Source organism: Campylobacter sp. W0066.1 (assembly GCF_024723635.1).
Classification (GTDB): domain Bacteria; phylum Campylobacterota; class Campylobacteria; order Campylobacterales; family Campylobacteraceae; genus Campylobacter_D; species Campylobacter_D lari_C.
Window position 1 is genome coordinate 1 of record NZ_JANQCW010000003.1, and the last position, 24,805, is coordinate 24,805.

The window sequence follows — 24,805 nt, forward strand, 5'->3', positions numbered from 1 at the left end:
TAACTATAGCTATTAATGCAATAATAACTTGTTGGAATAAAACTTTATTAACTGCATCAGTATATACAGATTCATCTGTAATAGAACAAACTATGTATTTAGGATTTAAAGTTTGATTACAAGTAATAACTTGAGTTTTACCTGCTCCATCTTTAGCATAGAATAAAGTTTCTTCTTTATTTGGATCAACTAAATCAGGATTTGTTTTGATGGCATTAGCTATGTTGATACTTAAATCTGTTTTGGTGAGCATTCTTTTTTGATCTTCGTGGAAGATTACTACACCATCTTTATCATATACACCCGCATAAGAACTATCAGAATGTCCTAGGGCCAAAACATCTTTAGAGAAAGTGTTAAGGTTGTAAACTCCACTTACCACACCTATGAATTTATTATCATTAAAAACTGGAATAGAATATGTCACAACTACTTGTCCATTCAAAACTATACTTTTATAAGGATCAGTAACAATTAGTTTTCCTGCTGCTTTAGCCTCTTTATACCACGGTCTTGTTCTTGGATCAAATTTATTAGGATTATTATGAAGATTAAATTTAGTATCAATTTGATAATCCTTACCTGAATCCTCTAAACCAAAATGAACAGTATCAAAGCCACCTGATCTTTTTGCGGTGTCTAAAACACTAAAAATTTCCCTATCATTAGCATTATATGCAATTTTGCTTAAACTATGCGCTAGTGACTCTATGATAATTCTTTTGCTATTTGAATAACTTGAGTACATATAATTAACATCATGCATAGTTTTTTTCTGAATTTCCTCAAGATAATAACTTGTGCTTTGCTTAGACTCATAATAACTAATCACATTAACTACTATTAATATAACAGCTATTAAAAAACAAGCTATAGTTGTAAGTCTATTAGAAAGACTATTAAATTTAAACATTAATGCTCCTTGTAATAATTTATTAAAAATTTAGCAAAATTAAAATAAATTATTAATAAAAGAATAAAAATAATTATAAATTATGACAAAATATTTGCTTATTATTTAAAATTATATTCTGTCCTTTATGGGAGGTAAAATTAGGGATATAGGCATAGCCACTAATAGGATTTATAACAATGCATACATGCTCATTTTGGTTATTAGATAATCTTATAATGCAATCATTATTAAAAGAAGCAAGTTTATCATAAACACGTGTTGCGTTTTTTAAAGGCGTATATAAACGGCCATAATCATCAAAAACTAAACGCGTACTTCCTTTACAAGCACCTTCAAATAAAACCTTAGATATACCATAAGTTTTTTCTATGTTGTATTTTAAATTTGCTTTGAAATCATTTTGATTGATCACACCACTTTGACCTGAATTCATTAATATATCTGGATTAATAAGATCAACAGCTATTTCTCTGTCTTTATTGATCATATTTTTACCTATGTTTGCATTACCATCGCCGTTTTTATCTAAAAAAATGGTATAGGTTTGCTCGTTATTGGTAGCAGATTTTGAGCGTATAAAATACAGTTGCCATTTGGCCTTAAACCACTCTCGTTTTGCAATGTTAAATTCTTTAACTCTAAAATCATTTTGCATTAAAGCTAAGTGTCTTGTGTATTTAATATCATTTAAAACTTGCTCAGCTCCCAAACGCAAATAATCAGGCTTATAATAAACATAAGCCATAGAAAATAATAAAGATAATATAATACAAACAAAAACTAGTTCTATTAAAGTGAAAGCTTGTTTCATTTTATAGAATAATATACTTTATGCTTGCCCAAACTAACATAAATATTACTAGCTTTTTTGCTAGAATGAAGTTCTAACTTACCTTTAGAAATATCATAGAATTTAAGCCTTAAGGCTAGTTCTTTATCTTGTGTAGCAATATGCGTGAGATTGTGTTGTTTTAAGTTTAGAGCTAGTTCTTTGGCTATGTGATAATCATAGGCAAAATGTTTTTTGGGATCTTTTAATAAATAATAAAAACTTTGATTAAAAATGATACCAAGATAAAAAAATAGTAAGAAAACTAAAGAGCATTCTATAAAAATTTTATGTTTTAAGCGCAATTGTGGCATTCTTGAGCGATAAGAAGACATTAAATAACGAACTAATAATGGAGTACAAACCACACAAAAAGGTAAAAAATCTTCTAAAAAAAGCCTTTGTCTTATGGAAAAAATTAAACAAAAAACAAAAGTACTTGCGCTAATAAACCATAAAAGCGGCTTATCATCTTGCAAAAGAACTCTATAAACAACATAAAAAAAATAAAGAAAAATCAAAGGCGAAAAACAAGCTGCGAAAATACCCAAAGTATCCAAAAAATACCCCTTAGGTTTTCCACTTGCATCAAACCCATAAACACTCATTGCAATAGCAAATAAAATCAAAGAACATATAATAAGTAATTTATCTTTTTTATAAATAGCATAGAAGAAAAAAGACAAGTATAAAATTGCAAAATTTCCATCTACAAAAAGAACTAAAACTAATAAAACATAAAATAAAAATATTTTCTTATATTCAAATAATACTAAAATTAAAAGTGTGAAAAATATCACAATGCTTGATTCATTAATAAGCAAAGCACTAGCTACACTACCAGGGAGTAATATAAAAAGAACCACAGAAATAAAGGCATCAAAAGAAGTTTTGGTATATTTTAAAGCTAAAATGTATAATAAAACACAACTTAAAGAGTGCAATAAAACAAAAGGAAGTCTTAATCCAAAATCATTTTGACCAAAAAGAGTGGTGCCTAATCTAGCGATCATAGCAATTAAGCTATGATCATAAAAATAAATTTGTGCTTCATTGTAGCTTATAGATAAAGTGCTTATGCCATACAATAAAGCACAAAAATCAAAAAATAAAACGGCTAGCAAATACCTTTTCATTTTTGATTAGTCAAGTTTTACAGGACCATTACTTGCATGAGATTGTAAAAATCTTAAAATTCTATCTTTTTCTGCGTCAGTAATTTTTGCAAAACCTTGCATAGCAGATAAGTATGCATCCCATTCTTCCATTAAATGTTCTTTAGGTTTATGCGCTGCGTGACAACTTGTACAAGTATCATAATAAGTTAATTCTATCTCATCCCAGGCAAGAATTTCTTGATCGGTTAAATCTTTACTTTTAACTAAAAATTCCATTTCATTGCTTGCATTTTTAGCATTTAAAGTAAGTAAAAGATAAATTCCATCTTTGGTATAAGCAAGGCTTTTTGGATTTGACTCCACAACCTCGCCTTTAACTTTGATTAAAGAATATTCACCCTCTTCTTTTATAAGCTCTACTTTAGAGCCTTCATAAATTTGTCCTACTACTTTTTTACTAGCACTATCTAAAAGATCTACTTTTTCATTAAAAATAAACATATCTTTAGCAAATAAAGCACTAGCTAAAAAAGTCCATACTAATATAATTTTCTTCATTATTAAGCTCCTATAATTTCTGGTGGTGTAGTTGAGTTATAAGGTTTTATAACTTCTTTTAGTTTTTTAATACCCACTAGACAAGTATTTACACTAGTTGCTTGAGCCATAGTTGAAGTTGGTCTTGAGCTTGTTAAAACATTTACATGACCTGCATTACATCTTGGCTTGCTATCGCTTACATCTTCAGGATCATACCAAGCACCCTCTTGAATACTAATAACCCCTTCCATGATATTATCTGTTACAAAAGCACCTGCTAAAAGTGATCCACGATCGTTATATACTTCTACAACTTCCCCATGAGTAATACCAAGTTTTTTAGCATCATTTGTATTTATCATCACAGGCTCTCTACCTTGAATTTTATATAAATCTCTCACCCAGGTATTATCAAGCTGAGAATGCACTCTATATCTTGGATGTGGGCTTACTAAATGGAAAGGATATTTTTTAACTAATTTTTCATTACCTAACCACTCAGCCGGCTCAAACCAAGTTGGATGTGCTTTAAAGTCTTCCAAGCTATATTTTTCAAATTTTGGTGAATAAATTTGAATTTTTCCACTTTCTGTTGCAAGTTTATTTGCTACAGGATCAGCTCTAAATTCAGAGTGTCTTACGAAGTTATAGGCTTCTTTTGGGGTTTCAAAATGAATAAAACCTTGTTTCCAAAAATCAGCAAATTCCATATAATAAGGGCAGTCACTTCTACCATAAAAACCTTCAAGCCATTGTTGTTTAGTTTTACCACCGGTGAATTTTTTATGTTCTCTCTCACCTATTCTTTTTGCTAATTCTTCAAAAATATCATAGTCATTTCTACTTTCAAAATAAGGCTCGATTACTTTTTTCATAGCATAAACATAATCTTGAGAATAAGAACCACCAAAACTAATATCATCTCTTTCTAAAGTTGTAGTTGAAGGCAATACAATATCAGCCATTTTTGCCATAGGTGTCCACCAAGGCTCATGGACGATTAATATATCAAGTGTTCTTAAAGCTTTAATAAGCTCATTTGTATCCGGATGATGGCCTAATACAGAAGCACCCACTACATACATCATTTTGATTTTTGGATAGGTGATTTCTTTGCCTTTAAATTTAACTGTTTTACCTGGATTTAAAATTGCCTCTGAAACTCTACTTGCAGGAATATTAGTATCAAGATTATTTTTACCTTGTGGTAAGCCTACTGGTAATCTTACACCTGAAAATGCTTGTCCACCACCTGAATAATGCATAGAAAAACCAAATCCACCACCAGGTAGACCTACTTGACCTATCATAGAAGCTAAAACCATTAAAGTCCAATCAGCTTGTTCGCCATGGTGCGCTCTTTGCATAGCCCAGTTACCTGCTAAGAAAGTTCTATTTTTTACAAAAGTATCTGCTAATGCGGTAATAACTTTTTCTTCAACACCGGTAATATTTGCAGCCCAAGCTGGAGTTTTATCAATACCATCAGTTTTTCCAAGTAAATAAGGTAAGAATTTGTCAAAACCATCAGTATATTTTTCAATGAATTTTTTATCGTATTTTCCACTTTTATATAAATAATTCATCATACCAAGCATTAAAGCTACATCGGTATTTGGACGAATTTTAATCCACTGGGCATTTAAAATTTCTGCTGTTTGAGTGTATTGAGGATCAATAGTAATAAATTTGATATTTGATTTGCTGTATTTTTTATAATACTCATCATTACCACGATTTGCAACTTTAAAGTCAATTTGGTTACATTTATAAAGATCGGCTCCCCATAAAACATAAACTTGAGTATTTTCTAAAATAACTTCATGAGAAGTTTGTAAAGAATAAACTTCTAAATCCCCTACTATACTAGCATTAACCTTACCAGCAGCTCCATTACTATACTCTCCATCAGTGCCGATATGACCACCTAAAGCAGTATTAAAAAACCTTCCTGCTACTGAGTTACAATTGTGCAATAAACCTACATGCCCCCAAGCACCATAACTTGCATTAAATAAATTTTCAATAGGAGTTTCTTTTAATTTTTGCAATACAAGCTCTAAAGCTTTTTCCCAACTTACTCTTACAAAAGGCTCTTTACCTCTTAATTTAGGTCTTTTCTTTCCTTCTAAAAAACTTTTTCTAACACAAGGATATTTTACCCTAGTATCTGAATAAGTTCTATCAATGATAGCATCAGTGATAATAGAAGGATGTTTGTCAGATTGTTGTGGTGTAACTTTTACAAGTTTTCCCTCTGAATTTACTTCAGCCCAAAAAGCACCAAAGTGAGTTGCGTGAGGAATTTTTTTAGTATCATAAAATTTAGTTCCCTCGCTTGCAGCCATTAAAGGATTAACCGAAGCAATCGCTGAAGTAGCAGCAAGTCCTTTTAGAAATTTTCTTCTTGTTAAACTCATAAGACATCCTTTCTTAACAAAATAAAGTCAAAATAATATTATAACATTTGTATTTGATTTAAAGCTAAATTTTAATACTCCAAAAAAAGTCAATCCACTCTTTAGCTTCTTTTATATAAAACTCAGGGATTAATAATGCTGAAGGCTTATAAAAAACACTTGCTACTTTGAGTTCTAAATGAGGATATTTTTCCATTAAAACTCTTTTGATTTCTATCATAGTTTCACCACTATCTATAATATCATCTACCAAAAGAATTTTTTTATACGAACTAAGATCAGGGATATTAAAAATTTTAATCGTATCTAACTTTTGGGTATCTTCATAGTGAATAGAATTTAAAGAAAATAAATTTCTATTACCCATACCTTCTGCTAAAAAATGACCCAAAGTCATACCACCTCTTGCAATGGCAAGTAATACATCAGGATTAAATTCTTCCTTAATTTTGCGCGTAAAAGGAATAATTTCTTTTTGAAATTCTTCATAAGCATAATAATACATAATCACTTCCTATAAAAATTGTAATAAAAATACTAATAATGAAATCGCACTTAATACAATAATACCAAGATTAATTTTATCAAATTCTTTTTGCATAATACGCATAAATAAATACGCAATAAATCCAAAAGCAAAACCTGTAGTAATAGAATAAGTTAGTGGCATCATAATGATAATAAAAAACGCACTTACTGCTATAGCTTTATCTTTAAAATTAATATTTGCAACTTCCATAAACATTAAAACACCAACAAGTACCAAAATAGGATAAATAGAATTTGCAGGAATAGCTTTAAATACTGGCAGTAAAAATAAAGTAAAAACAAAACATATAGCAGTAACTAAAGCTGTAAGTCCTGTCCTACCTCCTGCTTCTACCCCTGCTGAGCTTTCCACAAAAGCAGTTACAGTAGAAGTTCCAACAACTGCTCCCATAGCTGAACTTGCTGCATCAGCACCTAAGGTTTTACCTAATTTTTTCTCACCTTGCTTTGGATCATCAAATATTTTTCCTCTTGAGCCTACACCTGTGATTGTGCCCACACTATCAAAAAGCTGAGTAACAAAAAAAGTAAGTACTATAGGAATCATACTAAGCTCTAAAGCTCCTTTAATATCAAGCTTGCCAAATATAGCACTTAAACCATTATCTCCACTAATAACTGGCAAAGATAAAAGTTGCTCAGGAAACTTGGCTCCATCAATACCAAAAATCCAAGCACATAAGGCACTTACAAAAACAGCTAAAATAAATGCGGCTTTAATCCTCCAAGCCCAAAAAACAAAAACCAAAAACAAGCCAAACAATCCAAAAAGCACTTTAGTGCTTGAAAAATCACCCAAACCTACTAAGGTTGCTTCGCTTTTGGTGATAATCCCCATTTGCACAAGTCCCATAAAGGCTATAAAGGTTCCAATACCTGCTGATATGGCTTTTCTTAAATCATTTGGTATGCTTTTTATCACCCAAATTCTAAAATTAGTAAAAGATAATAAAGTAAAAACAATACCCGATAAAAACACCGCTCCCAAAGCACTTTGCCAAGGAATTTGATAGGTATTACACACGCTAAAAGTAAAATACGCATTTAGCCCCATACCCACACTCATAGCCACAGGAGTATTAGAGAAAAAAGCACTAAAAGTAGTAGCTATAATAGTTACTAAAGCAGTTGCAACAATTAAAGCTTCTAGTGGCATACCTGAATTACTCATAATATTTGCATTAACCGGTATGATATAAATCATTGCTAAAAAAGTAGCAATACCTGCATAAATTTCAGTTTTTACATCACTATTATGTTCTTTAAGTTTAAAAAAATCCATTTTTATCCTTAATAAGTTTTTAATTCATTATACAAACTATCTCGTTCTATCGCTATATAACCTGAGCTTTGAATCATTTCTATAAAAGTTTTTAAACTCAAGCCATTTGAACTTTTTGCCCCACCTGCACTTTGTATACTTTCTTTTTCTATAGTACCATCTAAATCATTTGCACCAAAATCTTGAGCTACCATAGCTAAATTTATACCCATGGTTGCCCAATAAGCTTTAATATTTTTAATATTATCAAGCACTATCCTTGCTATAGCTAAGGTTTTTAAAATTTCTACCGAGCCAAGTGGTTTTTTACCTGTAATAAAACTATTATCTTGTTGCCAAACCAAAGGAATAAAAGCATTAAAACCACCGGTTTGATCTTGAAGATTTCTTAATCTTATCATGTGATTAATTCTATTTTCTCTGCTTTCTATATGCCCAAAAAGCATTGTGGCGTTACTTTGTCTGCCTTTTTCATGCCAAAGTTTATGAATTTTTAACCAATTTTCACTACTTACTTTACCATGACAAATTTTTTTTCTAATTTCTTCATCAAAAATTTCAGCCCCACCACCTGGCATAGAATCAACGCCGTATTCAAGCATTTTTTCTATCACTTCTTCATAGCTCATATTAAAAGCCCTGCTTAAAAAATCAACCTCAGCAGCAGTTAGGGCTTTAATATGTAAAAATGGATATTTTTCTTTAATCATTTTAAAAATTTCCAAATACCATTGCCATGAAGTGTTTTTATTATGCGCTGAAACGATATGAATTTCTTTGGTATCTCTCAAAACTGTTTCATCGACTATTTTCATTATCTCTTCGTGCGACATAGTGTAAGGATTAGGATTTTTCCTATGTGCTGAAAAAGCACAAAATTTACAAGTATCAGCACATATATTTGTAGGATTAATATGGCGATTAATATTAAAATAAACCTTTTTACCATGCAAATTAGTTCGAATTCTTTGTGCATATTTGCCTAAAGTAAAAAGCTCTAAATCCCAAAGCTTATTAGCTTCTTCTTCATTTAATCTTTCTTGTTTTTCTAGTTTTTCTATAATTGTTTGCATATTCTTACCATTTTTTAATTTTAAATTACAATTATAGTTTCTACTTACTTAAAATTTAATACAAAGTATTTTTGGTATGATATTAAAAATCAAAATAAAGGGATTATTATCAAAAATGAATATGCAAAAAATTCAAAAATTAAAAAATTCTTTAAAAGATTATGAAGCTTATTGCTCTAGACTTTTTTTAAAACAAGGCTCGTTTAGTTTTTACCACTCTAAAGAAATTGATCGTTTTATAGAAGATGTTTACGAGCTTGTTTTGAGTGATTTTTTCGATGATTATTTTCCACATAATGATAAATTCCCTTTTTGTATTATCGCTATTAAACAATATGCTAAAATGAATTTAAGTATAAAAGAAAATGTTGATTTATTGCTTATTTATAAAGATATAAAAGCTTATAATACCAAGCCTTTAATGAAAGCATTCATTACTTCTTTAAATGATATTAATTTAAATATCAATTATCAAATTTGTGAAATAAATGGACTTTGCAATATAGCCAAAAATGAGCTAAAACAAAATATTTTACAATATCGTTATATTTGTGGATCTAAAATTTTATTCAAACAAATCAAAGAAAAAATTTCTCAAGCTCAAGATGAGTTAAAAGAAGAATTTGCTTTGAAAATCTTGCAAGAATTTAACCCATATCATCAACCTTTAATCAAGCAAGAATTTGATATTAATAAAAATTTTGGTGGTTTAGATGAGCAACTTGATATAGAAAACTTAAGTATATTATTTAAAGATTCTCCTAAAAATTATATGCTTAATTTTATCAACGAAAAAGAATTAAGTGAATTTAAACTTGCAAGTGATTTTTTATTTTCACTTAAATGCGCAATGAATCTTTTAGAAGGCAAAAACACTAATTTATTTTTAATACAAAATTCACAAGAACTTGCTAACTTGATGCAAAAAAAAGAAAAGAAAAATTTAGATCTTAAATCCATACTTATTCAAAAAGCTATGCAATGCATGCAAACTTGTGGAATTTATACGCAATTTTTAGCAAGGTGCATCCAAGAAAAACACTATAAAGATAGTAAGCTTTATGAAACACAAGATAGCTTTTTTACTTATTCTAACAAAAGTGAAAACCTAAGCTTGATATTAAATCAACTTTTAAAATTAGATGATAAAGATTATAATTTTGATATCAAACTCATTTTTGCATTAAAAAGAGCAGAAAATAAAGATGAAAATTTAGAATTATTCAAGAAAATTTTAGAAAGAAAGCATTCTTTTGCTCTTTTAAAACTTCTTGCTGATGCTAATATTTTAAAAGATTTTTGCAAACCTCTTACTCAAAGTAAATTTTTACTCGAAGAAGAAGGTGTTTATAGCGCGTTAGATAGAGCATTACTTTGCTTAAAATACTTTGAAGAAAAAGATTACGACTTTGATGAAAATACACTTTTAATAATAAAACTCACTATACTTTTAAGCGCTATTCACGAAGAAAATGAAATTTCTTTAGCAAATATTTACAGAGCTTATGTAGGAAAATTCCAAGTTGATAATGAACTTTTAGATTTTGGCTTAAGATTGTATAAAAATTTTAACGCTTTTAAAGACATTATAGAAAAAGAAGATATTTATAATTCTACTATTGTTTTAAATTTTATTTCCAAATTAAATGATACTCATACCTTAAAAACCTTACATCTTTTATCTTTTTGCAATGCCAAAGCTTTGGGTATAGAAAATCATTTTTATTATAAAAGCTTAGAAAGATTGTTTCAAAATGCACTAGAAGGTTTTGAGGATGAGAATTTAATTGATGAGAGTCAAAGAAGAGTAAAAAAAGAACAAACCCTAAAAAGAAGTAAGGCTTTTTTAGATCTTGATGAGCAAACTCAAGATAATATCACTCATATTAAATCTAATCTCTTTTTTATAAAAAATAGTTTTGAAAAAATCATTAAAATAGCACAAATTGCACAAAAAGAAAATTTTACTTTTTGGCTTGATAATCAAGATAATTTTACCCTAGAGCTTATAATGAATAGAAAAAACAATCTTGAAAATATACTCAATACTTTAAGTTCTTTAAATTTAGTCTTTATGAGTTTCTTTGAATTATTTGATGAAAAAGTTTATTTGAAATTTGAATATTCAGATATAGTAAGCGATAATCAAAAACAAAGTTTAGAAAATTTACTTAATTCTAAATTACATTTAAAAGTACAAAAAAAGGCAAAAAAACCAAACATTAAAAAAGATGAATTAAAATTAGACATGAATTATTCCAAAAGCTATGCCAAAATAACCTTAAACACAAAAGATCAAAAAGGTTTAATGGCTTATGTGATGGATGTGCTTGCAAGATATGATATTATCTTAAGCGCAGCAAAAATTCAAACCATAAAAGAAAGAACGCGAAATGTTTTGATTTTGCATAAAAATGAAAGCTTGCAAGATCATAAAGATCAAATTCTTAAATCACTAATAAGCGAGTAAAAGATGTGTGGAATAGTAGGTTATATAGGAACTAAAGAAAAGAAAAAAATCATATTAGAAGGCTTAAAAGAGCTTGAATATAGAGGTTATGATAGTGCTGGTATAGCAGTAATGAAAGATGGGGAATTAGACTTTTTTAAAGCGGTTGGAAAATTAGAAAATTTAGCTAATAAAACTGCTAATTTTAATAGTGATGGCTTTGGGCTTGCTATAGGTCATACGCGTTGGGCAACTCATGGAAAACCAACTGAAATAAACGCTCATCCGCATTTAGGACAATACTCTTGTGTAATACATAATGGAATCATAGAAAATTACCAAGAATTAAAAACAAAGCTCACACAAGAAGGTATTAATTTTCTAAGTCAAACCGATACTGAAGTTATTGTACATTTATTTGAATACTATGCAAGCAATTTAGAACCATTTGAAGCTTTTAAAAAGACTATAGCTGAACTAAAAGGTGCTTTTGCAATTTTACTTGTGAGCAAAAAAGATCCTAATACAATTTATTTTGCTAAAAATGCAGTGCCACTCATCATCGGAAAAAATGGCGATGAGAATGAATATTATTTTGCATCAAGTGATGCGCCTTTAGTTTCTTTAGTGGATAAAGTAGCTTATCTTGAAGATGGGGATTATGGATATGTGAATTTAAACGAATGCAAAATTTGCCATGATCAAGCTTGCATACAACCTACTTTTGTAGCTTTAAGTCAAGATAAAAGTTATGCTCAAAAAGATGGTTATAGATTTTTCATGGAAAAAGAAATCTATGAGCAAAGTAGAGTTTTAGGTGAAGTTTTAATGGGACGCTTGCAAGGTGAGCAGATTGTTTTTGAAGATATAGATGAAACTCTTATACAAAACATAGATGAAATCACACTTTGTGCTTGTGGCACAAGTTATCATGCAGCATTAAGCGGGGCTTATTTGCTTGAAAGACTTGCAAAGATTAAAACTAAAGTTGAAGTAGCAAGCGAATTTAGATACAGAGAAGCCATTATAGGCAAAAATACTCTTTTTATAGTAATCTCTCAAAGCGGTGAAACAGCTGATACACTAGAAGCTTTAAAAATAGCAAAAGCACAAGGAGTTAAAACTTTAGCAATATGTAATGTGGATAATTCTAATATCGTGCGTTTGGCTGATATATCATTACTTACTAGAGCGGGCATTGAAAAAGGTGTGGCTTCAACTAAAGCTTTTGCCACTCAAGTAGCAACTTTATGGATGCTTGCAATCTATCTTGCACAAAAAGCAAATTTGGATATGAGTAAAGAAATCAAAGCTCTAAGAAGCTTACCAAGTATAGTTAAAGTTGAACAAAACTTGCATGAAAAAGTACACAGAATTTCAAAAAGATACCTACATGGACATGGCTTTTTCTTTATAGGAAGAGATGTATTTTATCCACTAGCACTAGAAGGGGCTTTAAAATTAAAAGAAATTTCATACTTACATGCTGAAGGCTATCCAGCAGGAGAGATGAAACATGGGCCTATTGCCCTAGCAGATAGTGAGCTTTTTACCGTTGCACTAATGCCGCAAAATTGTCTTTATGAAAAAACCAAATCAAATGTAGAAGAATTAGCTGCAAGGGATTCTACCTTACTTGCTATTTCTCCACTTGATTTTGACTTAAGCGATGATTTTATAAGAACTTCAAAACAAGAACATTACATGTGTGAATTTTTTGAAATGATGGTGATTTTACAGCTTCTTGCTTTAGAAGTTTCTATAAGACTTGGCAATGATGTGGATATGCCAAGAAATCTAGCAAAAAGCGTTACTGTAGAATAAATATTTTGTGTAGTTTTTTCAAAACTACACTTTTTTAAAAAATTTTATAAATACTTCTTAAATTATAAGCAAACTTTAGGGATTATTTGGTTTAAATATCATATCTTATTTTATTACAAGGAAAAGCCATGGAATATAGAATCGAACACGATACTATGGGAGAGATTAAAGTTCCTAATGATAAATATTGGGGTGCACAAACTGAAAGAAGTTTTGAAAATTTTAAAATTGGTTGCGAAAAAATGCCAAAAGTTTTAATTTATGCTTTTGCAAATCTTAAAAAATCTTTGGCTTTAGTTAATAACAAACTTGGTAAATTAGACGATGCTAAAAAAGATGCTATTGCGCAGGCTTGCGATGAGATTGTAGCAGGAAAATTTGATGATAATTTCCCATTAGCAATATGGCAAACAGGTTCAGGCACTCAAAGTAATATGAATATGAATGAAGTTATAGCAAATCGTGCTACTGAAATTATGGGCGGTGATTTTAGAAAAGAAAAACTTGTTCATCCAAATGATCATGTAAATATGAGCCAAAGCTCAAATGATACTTTTCCAACTGCTATGAGTATAGTTTCAGTAGAGCAGGTAGAAAAAAAACTTATCCCTGCTTTAGATGAGCTTATTGCAACTTTTGAAAAAAAAGTAAAAGAATTTGAAGGGATTATTAAAATAGGAAGAACTCACCTTCAAGATGCTACACCGCTTACCCTAGCTCAAGAATTTAGTGGATATCTTTCTATGTTACTTCACTCAAAAGAGCAAATCATCACTTCTTTGCCTACATTAAGAGAGCTTGCAATAGGCGGGACAGCTGTTGGCACAGGATTAAATGCTCATCCAGAACTTAGTGAAAAAGTAAGTGAAGAATTAAGCAAGCTAATAGGTACTAAATTTGTTTCAAGTCCAAATAAATTCCATGCGCTAACAAGCCATGATGCCATTAATTTTACCCATGGAGCTATGAAAGGTTTAGCTGCAAATTTAATGAAAATAGCAAATGATATTAGATGGTTAGCAAGTGGCCCTAGATGTGGTCTTGGAGAGTTAAACATACCTGAGAACGAACCAGGAAGTTCTATCATGCCAGGCAAGGTTAATCCTACTCAGTGTGAAGCTTTAACCATGGTTGCAGTGCAAGTTATGGGAAATGACGCAGCTATTGGTTTTGCAGCAAGTCAAGGAAATTTCGAGCTTAATGTTTTCAAACCTGTGATTATTTATAATTTTTTACAAAGCCTTGATTTATTAGCTGATGCTATGCATTCATTTAATATCCACTGTGCTGTTGGCATAGAACCAAATAAAGAAAAAATAGATCATAATTTACATAATTCTTTAATGCTAGTAACTGCATTAAATCCACACATTGGCTATGAAAATGCAGCTAAAGTAGCAAAAAATGCTCACAAAAAAGGCATTTCCTTAAAAGAAAGTGCTATGGAACTTGGCTTAGTAAGTGAAGAAGACTTTACTAAATTTGTAGATCCTACAAAAATGATAGGACCAAAAAAATAATCAAAAGACTAGGAATAATCCTAGTCTTTTCTTGAGGTTTAGTATGATTTATGAAAATGATTTTTTATTTATAGAAAAAGAAAATTCTCAAATTCCTTGGGTGAAAATTTTTACTAAAGAAAATTACAGAGAATTAAGTGATTGTCCAACCTTTTTACAAAATATGCTTTTTCAGTATGTTTTAGCTTGCGAATTAAGCCTTAGAGAGTATTATAACCCAGAAAAAATCAACATAGCTTCCTTTGCAAACTATGTACCAAGAGTACATTTTCATGTTATGGCACGTTTTAAAGAAGATGGATTTTTTCCTGAAAGTATGTGGGGAAAACAGCAAAGAGAAATTAAAGATTTAAATTTACCTGATTTTGATGGATTTGTATCGATATTACTTAAAAAAATAAAAAATATTTATGTTTAAAAAATTTATTAATTCTAGCTATCTAGCTTTATTAAATCATCCACTTGGAGTTATTTTTTATTTATGTTTTTGGTTTTTTATAGCATTTTTTTATAGTTCATATCAAACTAGTATTTTTTTACTTTTAACCCTATTTATAATTTTTTGCGAAACATTCACTAGCCCAAAAAACAATTTAATACAAAATTATAAAAACTTGAAAAATTTATGGGTTGGATTTTTTGGACTAATTTTTTATATATTTTTGAATTTTATCTTTAAAAAAGATAGTGTGGAAAATAATTTAATATTTCTTACCGATAATACTTTATATATTTCCTTAACAATAGCTCTTGTGGCTTTGGTATGCGCAAGAAAATTACATGATTTCAATTATTTTCATCATTTTTTAGCTGCCCTTTTTTTTAGCATAAGCTTTTGGCTTATTTTTGGTGTATTTTTAGCTATATTTTATAGTTCGTTTAATTTTTTATTTGATATTTCTTCAAGTAAACTAAATTCTCATGTTTTGTCGTTGTGGATTTTTAGCGCTGGAATTTTTTCTTTATTTTTACTTGGCAATTTTACTTCATATAATTTTAATAAAATTTTTATATTTATACTAAATATTTTTAGTGCTTTATATATTATCATGCTTTTTTCTTATAGTTTAGGAGTATTTTTTAATCTTTTAGAAAGTCTTAGTATAGTTCATTTATGTCTTTGGTTTGGTAATTTTTTATTAATTAATCTTTGGATAAATTTATCTTCTTATAAAATCAAAAAAGCATTACTCTATGCGTTTTTTATTGTAGTACTATCATTAAATATTTTCGTATTTTATGCTATTATAATTAGAATTGCACAATATGGCTTTACACCAGAACGCTTGGCAGTATTGGCTTTAAATTTATGGCTTTTGATTGCAAATTATCTAAGCGTGTTTAAACAAAAAGTAGCATTAAAATTTTCTTTTTATCTACTTGCACTTATGGCGCTGTTTTTAGGATTTTTTGCAAATTACATAAGTTTTTCTTCACAAAAATACCAATTGCAAAAATTAGAAAGCTCTATACACTCTTTAGAGCTTGACTATATTCAAAGTAAGCAATACTACAATCAAATTAAAAATATCAAAAATACCTTACACGATCTTGATAAAAATTATAATAACAACTATAGTTTTGATGATTTTTTAAAAACTTATAATTTAACTCATTTAAAGCCACAAAAGATAGAATTTCACAATATGTCCAAAAAATTTCATCCAAAATACTCTAAATTAAAAGAAAATTATGATGAAGTATTATTTGATTTTATTGCTAATACAAGTGAATTTAAATATTTTATGAAGATTGATGATAACACCTTGTATTTTTTACTTCAAGAAAAAGAACTTTTAAAGCTTAAAAATTTTGACAAAGTCTTAAAAAACTACCAGAAAAATTCACAATTAAGTTACAGACTTAATAATGGCTCATCTTTGATTTTTATCCCTTTAGAATTTAATATTAACATAAAAGGTCAAATAACTTTTTTTAAAACTCATGTTTTTATTAAAAACAGCAAATAAATCATTTAATATAACAAACTAAAATATCAAAAAAGAAAGGTTTAAACTATGAAACAGTTGTTGTTTTTACTTACACTTTGCTCATTTGCATTTTCCACACAATGTGAGGTTAAAATAGAGCAAATTCAAAAAGAAATAGCTTATGCTAAAAATTACAATCATCAAGAAAAAGCTTTAAGTTTAGAATTAGTCTTAAAAGAAGTTCAGGCAGATTGTACAAAAGATCCTCTTTTTTATGATAAAAAATTAGAGGCTAAAAAACTTAAAGAGCAAGAGATAGAAAAAATCGAACAAGAGTTAAAAGAATTAAAAAAACAAAAAGATTATATGAGTAAAACAGAATATAAAAATAAAAAACAAGCCTTAAAAGACAAAAAAGACAAAATCAAAAAAGAGATTGAAGAATATATCAACAAGCTCTAATTTAATTCCAAATTTGCCACCATTTTTTATTTTGTTGCTTTAATTTTTGGATTAAAATATCTTTATTTTTTAATGCAAACTCATTTTCTTCATCAAGTTTTAATAATTCTTTAGTACACTCTAAAGCTTGCTCATATTCTTTTAACTCTTCTAAACACTGAATTTTTCCCACCAAAGCATCGGTATTTTCATTTACTATCTTTAAACAATCTTCATAACATTGCAATGCATCATGAAAATCACCTAAATTTCTTAAACACTCTGCCTTATAATAATGTGTCCAATTTTGACTATCATCTAAATTTAAAGCCATGTTAAGATATTTTATAGCTTCTTTAAAATCTTGCAAATATACTTTAACAGCACCCATAAAATGATAACACTCATATGATTTTGGTTCAAGCTCACTTGCTTTTTTTGCTGCTTCAAAGCTTTCATCATATTTTCCTAAAAAGCTTAAAATTTGTGCTTTTTCTATCCAATATTCTCCAACACCATCAATTATTTTTAAGCATTCATTGATATCTTTTAAAGCTTCATTGTATTTTTCAAGATTTCTTTTACATTTTGCTCTATGAAAATATGATTCATCATCTTCTTCATTACTTAAAATCACACTATCATAACATTTTATCGCCTCTTCAAACATATAAAGATCTTCATAACAAAGCCCCTTATAATACTTTGCGCCATTATGATTTTTATCAATTTTTAAAGCCTTATTTAAGTCTTCTATAGCTTCTTCTTCTAAGCTTAAATTATATTTAGCAATTCCTCGCCAAAAATAAAGCTTAAAATTATTTTTATCCACCTTGTGTGCTGCATTACAATAAGCTATTAATTCTTCATAAGATTCAAGTTCTTTTGCACAATATGCCCTTTCAAATAATACATCTTTTAAATCAATATAATCTTTATATGTTTTTATAAGTTCATTGTATTCATCCATAGCTTCTTGAAATCTTTCAAGTCTACTTTTAATCCAAGCTCTTTGAGAAAGGGAATTAGCATAATCTTGGGTATTATTTTGCTTTTTATAATATTTAACAGCTAGTTCACTATCTTCTAAAGCTTCCTCATATTTTTCAAGATCAGATTTTAAATAAGCCCTATTAAAAAATACATCGGGATATTCTTTTTGATATTTTAAAGCTTTTTCATAACTTATCAAAGCTTCATCATATTTATCTATCTCGTATAAACTATTGCCCAAATGATAAAAACCATAAGGAACTGCGTGTTCAAGTTCTGCTAATTCTGATGGAGTAAAATCGTGTTTTCTTGCTCTTTCTTGATAATATTTAGCTGCTAAATCAAAATCCTCTATAGCCTCTTCAATCATTTTTAGATTGATTTTAGTATTGCCTCTATTAATATATGCTTGGGCATATTCTTCATAAAGCTCAATTGTTTTATCATAATACTTCAAAGCTTGCTCATAATCTTCTAAATCATACAAAACCCTAGCCAATGCAAAACATGGATATTGCAAATTTTCATCTAATTCAATTGATTTTTTAAAAGCATCTATTGATAATTCTATCTTTTCTAAGTCTTTATAAATATGTCCCAAAATTAAGTACGCCATTGCATTTTCACTGTCTAGTTCAATAGATTTTAAGCAATCTTGCAAAGCTCCTTCTAAATCATCAACCTTGCGTTTATTATTAGCCCTTTTATAATACGCATCAGCAAAACTCTCATCTTGCTCAATCATCTTGGTAAAAAATTCTATAGCTTTTTGATAATCTTCTAAATTCTCATAAGCTACCCCTTGATAATAAAAAATCTGCGAGGATTCAAAGCCTAAATCTTGAGATTTTTTAAAATCAATTAAAGCTTGTTTTGGATCAACACTAAGCAGAGCAATAGCTCTAGTATAATAAGCTATATAATATTCTGGAGCTAAATCAATACAAATTTGCAAATCTTTTAAAGCTTTTGCATGTTCATCTAAAAGTATATAAACCCTAGCTCTGTTAAAATATGCTAAATAATATGCATTATCTAGCGCTATAGTTTTATTAAAAGCTAAAAGCGCTTCTTGTAATAAATCTAATTTAAAATTACACAAGCCCAAAAGATTAAACAAAAATACATTACTAGAATCAAATTCTACAGCTATAGTTGCATCTTCAAGCGCTTCTTGAAATTTTAAGCAATTAAATCTACAAAACGCTCTATTATGATAAGCCTCTAAAAGCAAACGCTCTTTATCCTCATCATCTATAAAAATCACTTTACCATCTTGAGCAAGCGTAACTTCACCTTTACAAAAAGCTATAAGCTCACTTAAAACTTCATCACATTTTTCAAATTCTGAATTATCAAAATATTCTTTAGCTAAATCTGATAACTCAGTAATTAAATTATCCAATTTTATTTCCTAGTTTTGATTTTCTTTGTTTAAACTTTTTAAAAATTCTTCTATATTATATTTTGCCCTATAAGTTTCACTCATTAAGTGAATCAAAATATCACCTAAATCAAGCACAGTCCATTCTTCACTACTTTCTATATTTAAAAACTCTTCACCCTTGCTTTTAAGATTAATTTTTAAATCATCAATCAAAGAAAGCGCATGTCTTTCTCCCATAGTAGTAGCAATCACTACAAATTTAACAAAATAATCTTTATCTTGCATATCAAAAGTTTCTATTAAATCTGCTTTTTTATCATCTAAAATTTGCACTATACTATTAATTCTTTCTTGCATTGTTTTCCTTTTGTTAAATATTTTTAAATTTAGAATAATAAAGCTTAACTTCTTCTTTGATTTGCTCACAAACTTGTGATGTTTGCAAGGTTTGTCTTATAAAAGAGGAAGAAATGTCTACTTTAATATCTAAGGTTTTAAAATGTTTTGGTATAAAAATACCATCTCTTTTAGCTACAACAAATTCTACCAAATTTTGCAATCTTTCAAATTCATGCCATTTTTCAAGACTTTGTAAATGATCAGCTCCCAAAATAAGATAAAACTTAGAAATTTCATATTGCTTATACAAAAAATCAACACTTTCTATACTAGGCACAGGTCTTTGTTTTTTTATTTCAAAATCACAAATTTCAACTTTTTCCAAACCTCCCCAAATCATATCACACCATTTTAAGCGTCTTTGCTCATTTGCGGTAAATTCTTGCTTAAAGGGGCTAATAAAAGTTGGCATAATAATGAGTTTATCAAGCTCTAAATTTGCTAGTGCATTAAAGACTATAGCATTATGCCCTAAATGAGGTGGATCAAAACTACCACCAAAAAGTGCGATTTTCATTAAAATTTAACCTTTTTTTAGTAGAATTTTACCTACTTAATCATAAAAAGGAAATGAAAATGGCTGTAAAAGTTGCAATAAATGGTTTTGGACGCATTGGAAGATGTGTTGCAAGAATTATTATGAAGCGCGATGATATCGAGCTTGTAGCGATTAATGATACTACTGATATAGAGCTTACTAAATATCTTTTTAAATATGACACCGTTCATGGGGTATATGATGGTAGTGTTGAAAATGAAGGTGATGATTTAATAATTGATAATAAAAAAATAAAAGTTTTAAAAAGCAGAAATGTAGCGGATTTAGACTTTGCAAAATATGGTGCACAAATTGTTTTAGAATGCACTGGTGCACACTTAACTATGGAAAAATGTCAAGGATTTTTAGATCATGGGGTGCAAAAAGTTATCATGAGCGCACCTGCAAAAGATAAAACTCCAACTTATGTTTTAGGGGTAAATGCTCACGAATACAAAGGCGAAAACATTATCTCAAATGCAAGTTGTACTACTAACTGTTTAGGTCCAATTTGTAGAGTTTTACAAGATAATTTTGGCATAGAAAAAGGTTTAATGACAACCATTCATGCATATACAAACGGACAAAGCATTATTGATGCAAAAGCTAGAGATAAAAGAAGATCGCGTGCTGCTGCACAAAATATCATCCCTACTTCAACTGGTGCAGCAAAAGCTATGAAGCTTGTTATGCCTGAACTTGATGGAAAATTACATGGTCAAAGCATGCGTGTGCCCGTAGCTGATGTATCAACTGTGGATTTAACTGCAACTTTAAAGAAAAAAGTAAGTAAAGAAGAAATCAACGAAGCCTTTAGAAAAGCAGCTGCTAGTAATTTAAAAGGTATATTATTGGTTGATGATGAAGAAAGAGTTTCAAGTGATTTTATAACATGCTCTTATGGTGCGATTGTAGCAAGTGATTTAACTCAAGTGATTTGCGATGATTTTGTTAAAGTGGTTGCTTGGTATGATAATGAATGGGGATATTCTTCTCGTTTAGTAGATATGGCAGTATTTGTGGCAAAGGCTTAAGATGAGTAGTATTTTATCGATTAAAGATATTGATCTTGCAAAGAAAAAAGTATTTATAAGATGTGATTTTAATGTTCCTCAAGATGAGTTTTTAAATATTACCGATGATCGTCGTATTCGCTCAGCTATCCCTACTATAAGATATTGTTTAGACAATGGTTGTGCAGTTATTTTGGCTTCACATTTAGGGCGTCCAAAAGAAATAGCTTCAAAATATTCTTTAGAGCCGGTTGCAAAAAGACTTGCGCGTTTAATGGCTAAAGAAGTCATCATGGCTAAAGATGTTATAGGTGAAGATGCAAAGAAAAAAGCTAGTGAATTAAAATCAAGTGAAATTTTGTTTTTAGAAAATTTACGCTTTGAAAAGGGTGAAACTAAGAATGATGAAAACTTAGCTAAAGAACTTGCTTCTATGGCTGATGTTTATATTAATGATGCTTTTGGGGTTTGTCATAGAGCCCATGCTAGCGTTGAAGCTATTACAAAATACTTTGATAATGCAAACAAAGGTGCGGGATTTTTACTCCAAAAAGAAATAGAATTTGCAAGCAATCTTATCAAACATCCTGCGCGTCCTTTTGTAGCTGTAGTAGGTGGTTCTAAAGTAAGTGGGAAATTGCAAGCTTTGACTAACTTACTTCCAAAAGTAGATAAGCTCATCATAGGTGGTGGTATGGCCTTTACTTTCTTAAAAGCTCAAGGTTATGATATAGGAAATTCTCTTTTAGAAGAAGATTTAATAGAAGAAGCAAATAAAATCTTACTCAAGGGTAAAAATCTAGGGGTGAAAATTTATCTTCCTGTGGATGTTACAGCAGCACAAACTTGCTCTCAAGAAGCAGTGATGAAATACACTCCTGTACAAGAAATTCCTGCGGGTTGGATGGGACTTGATATAGGTCCTGCTAGTGTAAGATTATTTAAAGAAGCACTTTCTGATGCTCAAACTATATGGTGGAATGGGCCTATGGGAGTTTTTGAAATCGATAAATTCTCAAAAGGCAGTATTAAAATGAGTCATTATATTAGCGAATCTCATGCAACAACTGTAATAGGTGGTGGTGATACTGCTGATGTTGTAGCAAGAGCAGGTGATGCTGATGAGATGACTTTCATTTCAACCGGTGGTGGAGCATCATTAGAGCTTATAGAAGGAAAAGAACTTCCTGGTGTAAAACCTTTAACCATAAAGGATAATGAATGATTTTTGCAGCAAATTTAAAGTGCAATCATACAAGATCAAGTTTTGAACTTTATGCTCAAGAATTAAACCAAAATTTAAACAAAGAAGATGAAATTTTCATCTTCCCTCCTAGTATAGCTTTTTTAAAAGAAAATTTTTCCTTTCAACAAGGCGCGCAGAATTTCTACCCTTGCGAAAATGGAGCTTATACTGGAGAAATAGGTAAAATTCACTTAGAAGAATTTAATATCAAAAGCGTTTTAATAGGCCATTCTGAAAGAAGAGCTTTAAAGGAAGATGAAAGTTTTTTAAGGGCTAAATTTGATTTTGCAAAAAATCTTGATTTTGATATTATTTATTGTATAGGCGAAAGTTTAGAAACTAAAAATGCTAACAAAAGTTTGGATTTTTTAAAAAAACAAATAGAAAATATTGACTTATCTTATAAAAAACTTATCATAGCTTATGAGCCTATTTATTCTATAGGCACAGGAGTTAGTGCTAATCTTGATGATATTAATACCATACTTAATTTTTTAAGAGAATTTACTAACGCTAAGCTTTTATATGGTGGAAGTGTTAATCAAAGCAATATTAAAGAAATTTGTGCTTTAAAAAATTGTGATGGAGTATTAATAGGTTCAGCTGCATTAAATGCAAGTGATTTTTTAAATATGATACAAATAGCTAAAGGTTAAAAAATGTCTTTAAGCAATGAAGAACTAAAAAGCATATTAGAGCATAAAATCGCTCTATTGGAAAACTCACACAAAGAAGAAAAAAATATCTCATTAGAGGCTATAAATTCTATTATTAAAATTTTAGGTTTACCAAATGATTTTAGCCCTTTAGCGCATAGATATTTTCAACTTCACACCCCACCTAGCCTCATATGGCTTCATTTAAGTGAATGTACAGGGTGTAGTGAAAGTTTGCTTAGAACTTCATTGCCTGACTTTTTAGATCTGATTTTTGATTTTATTTCTTTAGAATACCATGAAACCTTCATGAGCGCAAGCGGACATCAAGCAGAATCACATCTAGAAGAAATTTTAGAAAAAAAAGATTTTCTTTTAGCTGTTGAAGGTGGGGTTTGTGCTATAGATCCTTTTTATCTAACTATAGGAGCACACGGTGAAAATGGATATGAAATTTTACAAAAATGTGCTAAAAATGCTAAAACAATCTTTGCTATGGGAACTTGCTCAAGCTATGGAGGAATTCAAGCTGCACATCCAAATCCTACCAAAAGCATAGGAATTTCTAAAGTCTTAGAAGAAAAAGTAATCAATATACCAGGTTGTCCCCCAAGTGATGTAAATATCATCGCAGCGCTTTGCTTTTATATATTATTTGAACAAGACATGGCTTTAGATGAGCAAAATAGACCTTTAGCCTTTTATGGAAAATGCTTGCATGATTTATGTGAAAGAAAAGCTAAATTTGAAGCAGGAAATTTTGCTCAAAGTTTTGATGATGAGAATATAAAACAAGGTTATTGTCTTTTTAAGGTAGGCTGCAAAGGACCTTATGCTTATAATAATTGCCCTAAGGTTAAATTTAATTCCAAAACCTCTTGGCCAGTAGCCGCAGGACATGGTTGTATTGCTTGTAGTGAAGAGAATTTTTGGGATGATTTTGGTTTTTATGAAAAACCTATGAGTAATGAATTTGCTTATAATGATTTTTCTATTATATTAGATGATAAAATAATTCATAATAGTTCTAACAATGAGCTTAATTCAGATAATATTTTACTAGATTTAGAAAGTGATACTAGTGGGATTTTTTATCAAAATGATACAAAGATTAATTTTTTAGATTTTAGTTTTGAAGCTAATCCTAAAGTTTTTTTAAATAATTTCGCAAAAACCAAAATGGCTATGACTTTAGTGCAAAATTACCAAGGGCAATTTAAAACATATTATGATTTTATACAAGAAAATTATGGTGATGAAAGCAAAATTAGCAATAATATCTTAGATTTATTTTATTTTATATATCCTTTTATTAGCGGAAAAAAATTAAACCATTTAGATGAGTTTTTAGATCTTGCTTTAGCTTATAAGTTTAAACATCCTAGCAAATTTGATTTTAAAACCACAATTAATGAACAAGCAAAGCTTGATGTTTCTAAATCTATGCGTATGCCTTTGATTTATATTTTAGGTGGCTTAGATAAAGAAGCCGTTGCCTTTGGGTTGATTTTTTCTTTAAAAGAACATTTAAAACAAGCTTTAAAAGCATGTAAAAAGACACATAATAAAGAGCAAATTTTAATATGTGCAAAAAATGAAAAATTATTAAAATTATTTTGGGATTTAACGAGCATTTAAAGACTTAATGTTAAAATATTTATCTCCCTAATATTTGAAATTT

21 protein-coding genes are annotated in these 24,805 nt (G+C 29.4%); 10 read left to right on the top strand and 11 right to left on the bottom strand.

What is annotated here, in order from left to right; translation table 11 throughout:
* From CAMP18497_RS01475 to mqnE, 8 genes are all read right to left on the bottom strand, one after another.
* Window positions 1-913, bottom strand: a 913-nt coding sequence (locus tag CAMP18497_RS01475) for a cache domain-containing protein (protein WP_337212215.1), incomplete at its 3' end; no start/stop codon positions are given.
* Window positions 914-986: 73 nt separating this feature from the next.
* A complete protein-coding gene (locus tag CAMP18497_RS01480) occupies window positions 987-1,727 on the bottom strand; it encodes a pilus assembly FimT family protein (RefSeq protein WP_337212216.1) in 741 nt (246 codons plus the stop codon).
* Window positions 1,724-2,881: a hypothetical protein gene (locus CAMP18497_RS01485; protein WP_337212217.1), complete on the bottom strand. Its 1,158-nt coding sequence runs from the start codon at window positions 2,879-2,881 to the stop codon at window positions 1,724-1,726. The genes CAMP18497_RS01480 and CAMP18497_RS01485 overlap by 4 nt, the downstream gene beginning before the upstream one ends.
* A gap of 6 nt (window positions 2,882-2,887) precedes the next feature.
* The gene (locus tag CAMP18497_RS01490) at window positions 2,888-3,421 is read right to left on the bottom strand and encodes a hypothetical protein (RefSeq protein WP_337212218.1); all 534 of its coding nucleotides are present in this window, start codon (window positions 3,419-3,421) and stop codon (window positions 2,888-2,890) included.
* A 2-nt stretch (window positions 3,422-3,423) separates the two neighbouring features.
* On the bottom strand, window positions 3,424-5,823 hold the full coding sequence (locus tag CAMP18497_RS01495) for a molybdopterin guanine dinucleotide-containing S/N-oxide reductase (protein ID WP_337212219.1): 2,400 nt from the start codon (window positions 5,821-5,823) through the stop codon (window positions 3,424-3,426).
* Between the two features lie 64 nt (window positions 5,824-5,887).
* Entirely contained in the window at window positions 5,888-6,328 is a 441-nt protein-coding gene (locus CAMP18497_RS01500) for a phosphoribosyltransferase (RefSeq protein ID WP_263663846.1), read from the bottom strand.
* Window positions 6,329-6,337: 9 nt separating this feature from the next.
* Window positions 6,338-7,654, bottom strand: coding sequence for an NCS2 family permease (locus CAMP18497_RS01505; protein ID WP_263678593.1), 1,317 nt, complete (start codon window positions 7,652-7,654; stop codon window positions 6,338-6,340).
* Between the two features lie 8 nt (window positions 7,655-7,662).
* Window positions 7,663-8,727: an aminofutalosine synthase MqnE gene (gene mqnE, locus CAMP18497_RS01510; RefSeq protein WP_337212220.1), complete on the bottom strand. Its 1,065-nt coding sequence runs from the start codon at window positions 8,725-8,727 to the stop codon at window positions 7,663-7,665.
* Between the two features lie 115 nt (window positions 8,728-8,842).
* On the opposite strand from mqnE, the gene CAMP18497_RS01515 reads away from it, so the two are divergent.
* From CAMP18497_RS01515 to CAMP18497_RS01540, 6 genes are all read left to right on the top strand, one after another.
* Window positions 8,843-11,197, top strand: a complete 2,355-nt coding sequence (locus CAMP18497_RS01515) for a nucleotidyltransferase (protein ID WP_337212221.1) — start codon at window positions 8,843-8,845, stop codon at window positions 11,195-11,197.
* Between the two features lie 3 nt (window positions 11,198-11,200).
* Entirely contained in the window at window positions 11,201-13,000 is a 1,800-nt protein-coding gene (gene glmS, locus CAMP18497_RS01520) for a glutamine--fructose-6-phosphate transaminase (isomerizing) (protein WP_337212222.1), read from the top strand.
* Window positions 13,001-13,128: 128 nt separating this feature from the next.
* Window positions 13,129-14,520: a class II fumarate hydratase gene (gene fumC, locus CAMP18497_RS01525; RefSeq protein WP_337212223.1), complete on the top strand. Its 1,392-nt coding sequence runs from the start codon at window positions 13,129-13,131 to the stop codon at window positions 14,518-14,520.
* Window positions 14,521-14,563: 43 nt separating this feature from the next.
* Window positions 14,564-14,938 (top strand): HIT family protein, encoded by a 375-nt coding sequence (locus tag CAMP18497_RS01530; RefSeq protein WP_337212224.1) that lies wholly within the window; start codon window positions 14,564-14,566, stop codon window positions 14,936-14,938.
* Window positions 14,939-15,272: 334 nt separating this feature from the next.
* On the top strand, window positions 15,273-16,490 hold the full coding sequence (locus CAMP18497_RS01535; protein WP_337212225.1) for a hypothetical protein: 1,218 nt from the start codon (window positions 15,273-15,275) through the stop codon (window positions 16,488-16,490).
* Between the two features lie 48 nt (window positions 16,491-16,538).
* A complete protein-coding gene (locus tag CAMP18497_RS01540; protein WP_263677010.1) occupies window positions 16,539-16,913 on the top strand; it encodes a DUF1090 domain-containing protein in 375 nt (124 codons plus the stop codon).
* 1 nt (window position 16,914) lies between these two features.
* On the opposite strand, the gene CAMP18497_RS01545 is transcribed toward CAMP18497_RS01540, so the two are convergent.
* Genes CAMP18497_RS01545 through nadD form a run of 3 tightly spaced genes read right to left on the bottom strand, consistent with a single transcriptional unit; the run spans window position 16,915 to window position 20,188 of the window.
* Entirely contained in the window at window positions 16,915-19,290 is a 2,376-nt protein-coding gene (locus CAMP18497_RS01545; RefSeq protein ID WP_337212226.1) for a tetratricopeptide repeat protein, read from the bottom strand.
* Between the two features lie 9 nt (window positions 19,291-19,299).
* Window positions 19,300-19,629, bottom strand: coding sequence for a ribosome silencing factor (gene rsfS, locus CAMP18497_RS01550; protein WP_337212227.1), 330 nt, complete (start codon window positions 19,627-19,629; stop codon window positions 19,300-19,302).
* A 13-nt stretch (window positions 19,630-19,642) separates the two neighbouring features.
* Window positions 19,643-20,188 carry a nicotinate (nicotinamide) nucleotide adenylyltransferase gene (nadD, locus tag CAMP18497_RS01555; RefSeq protein ID WP_337212228.1) on the bottom strand — a complete coding sequence of 182 codons (546 nt, stop codon included), beginning with the start codon at window positions 20,186-20,188 and terminating at the stop codon, window positions 19,643-19,645.
* A 59-nt stretch (window positions 20,189-20,247) separates the two neighbouring features.
* Here nadD and gap point away from each other — a divergent pair, with 59 nt between their 5' ends.
* From gap to CAMP18497_RS01575, 4 genes are read left to right on the top strand one after another with little or no spacing between them, the layout of a single operon-like run.
* On the top strand, window positions 20,248-21,243 hold the full coding sequence (gene gap, locus CAMP18497_RS01560) for a type I glyceraldehyde-3-phosphate dehydrogenase (RefSeq protein ID WP_087700276.1): 996 nt from the start codon (window positions 20,248-20,250) through the stop codon (window positions 21,241-21,243).
* Window position 21,244: 1 nt separating this feature from the next.
* Entirely contained in the window at window positions 21,245-22,447 is a 1,203-nt protein-coding gene (locus tag CAMP18497_RS01565) for a phosphoglycerate kinase (RefSeq protein ID WP_337212229.1), read from the top strand.
* On the top strand, window positions 22,444-23,124 hold the full coding sequence (locus CAMP18497_RS01570; protein ID WP_337212230.1) for a triose-phosphate isomerase: 681 nt from the start codon (window positions 22,444-22,446) through the stop codon (window positions 23,122-23,124). The genes CAMP18497_RS01565 and CAMP18497_RS01570 overlap by 4 nt, the downstream gene beginning before the upstream one ends.
* 3 nt (window positions 23,125-23,127) lie before the next feature.
* Window positions 23,128-24,762, top strand: a complete 1,635-nt coding sequence (locus tag CAMP18497_RS01575; protein WP_337212231.1) for a hydrogenase small subunit — start codon at window positions 23,128-23,130, stop codon at window positions 24,760-24,762.
* The last annotated feature ends 43 nt before the right edge of the window (window positions 24,763-24,805 follow it).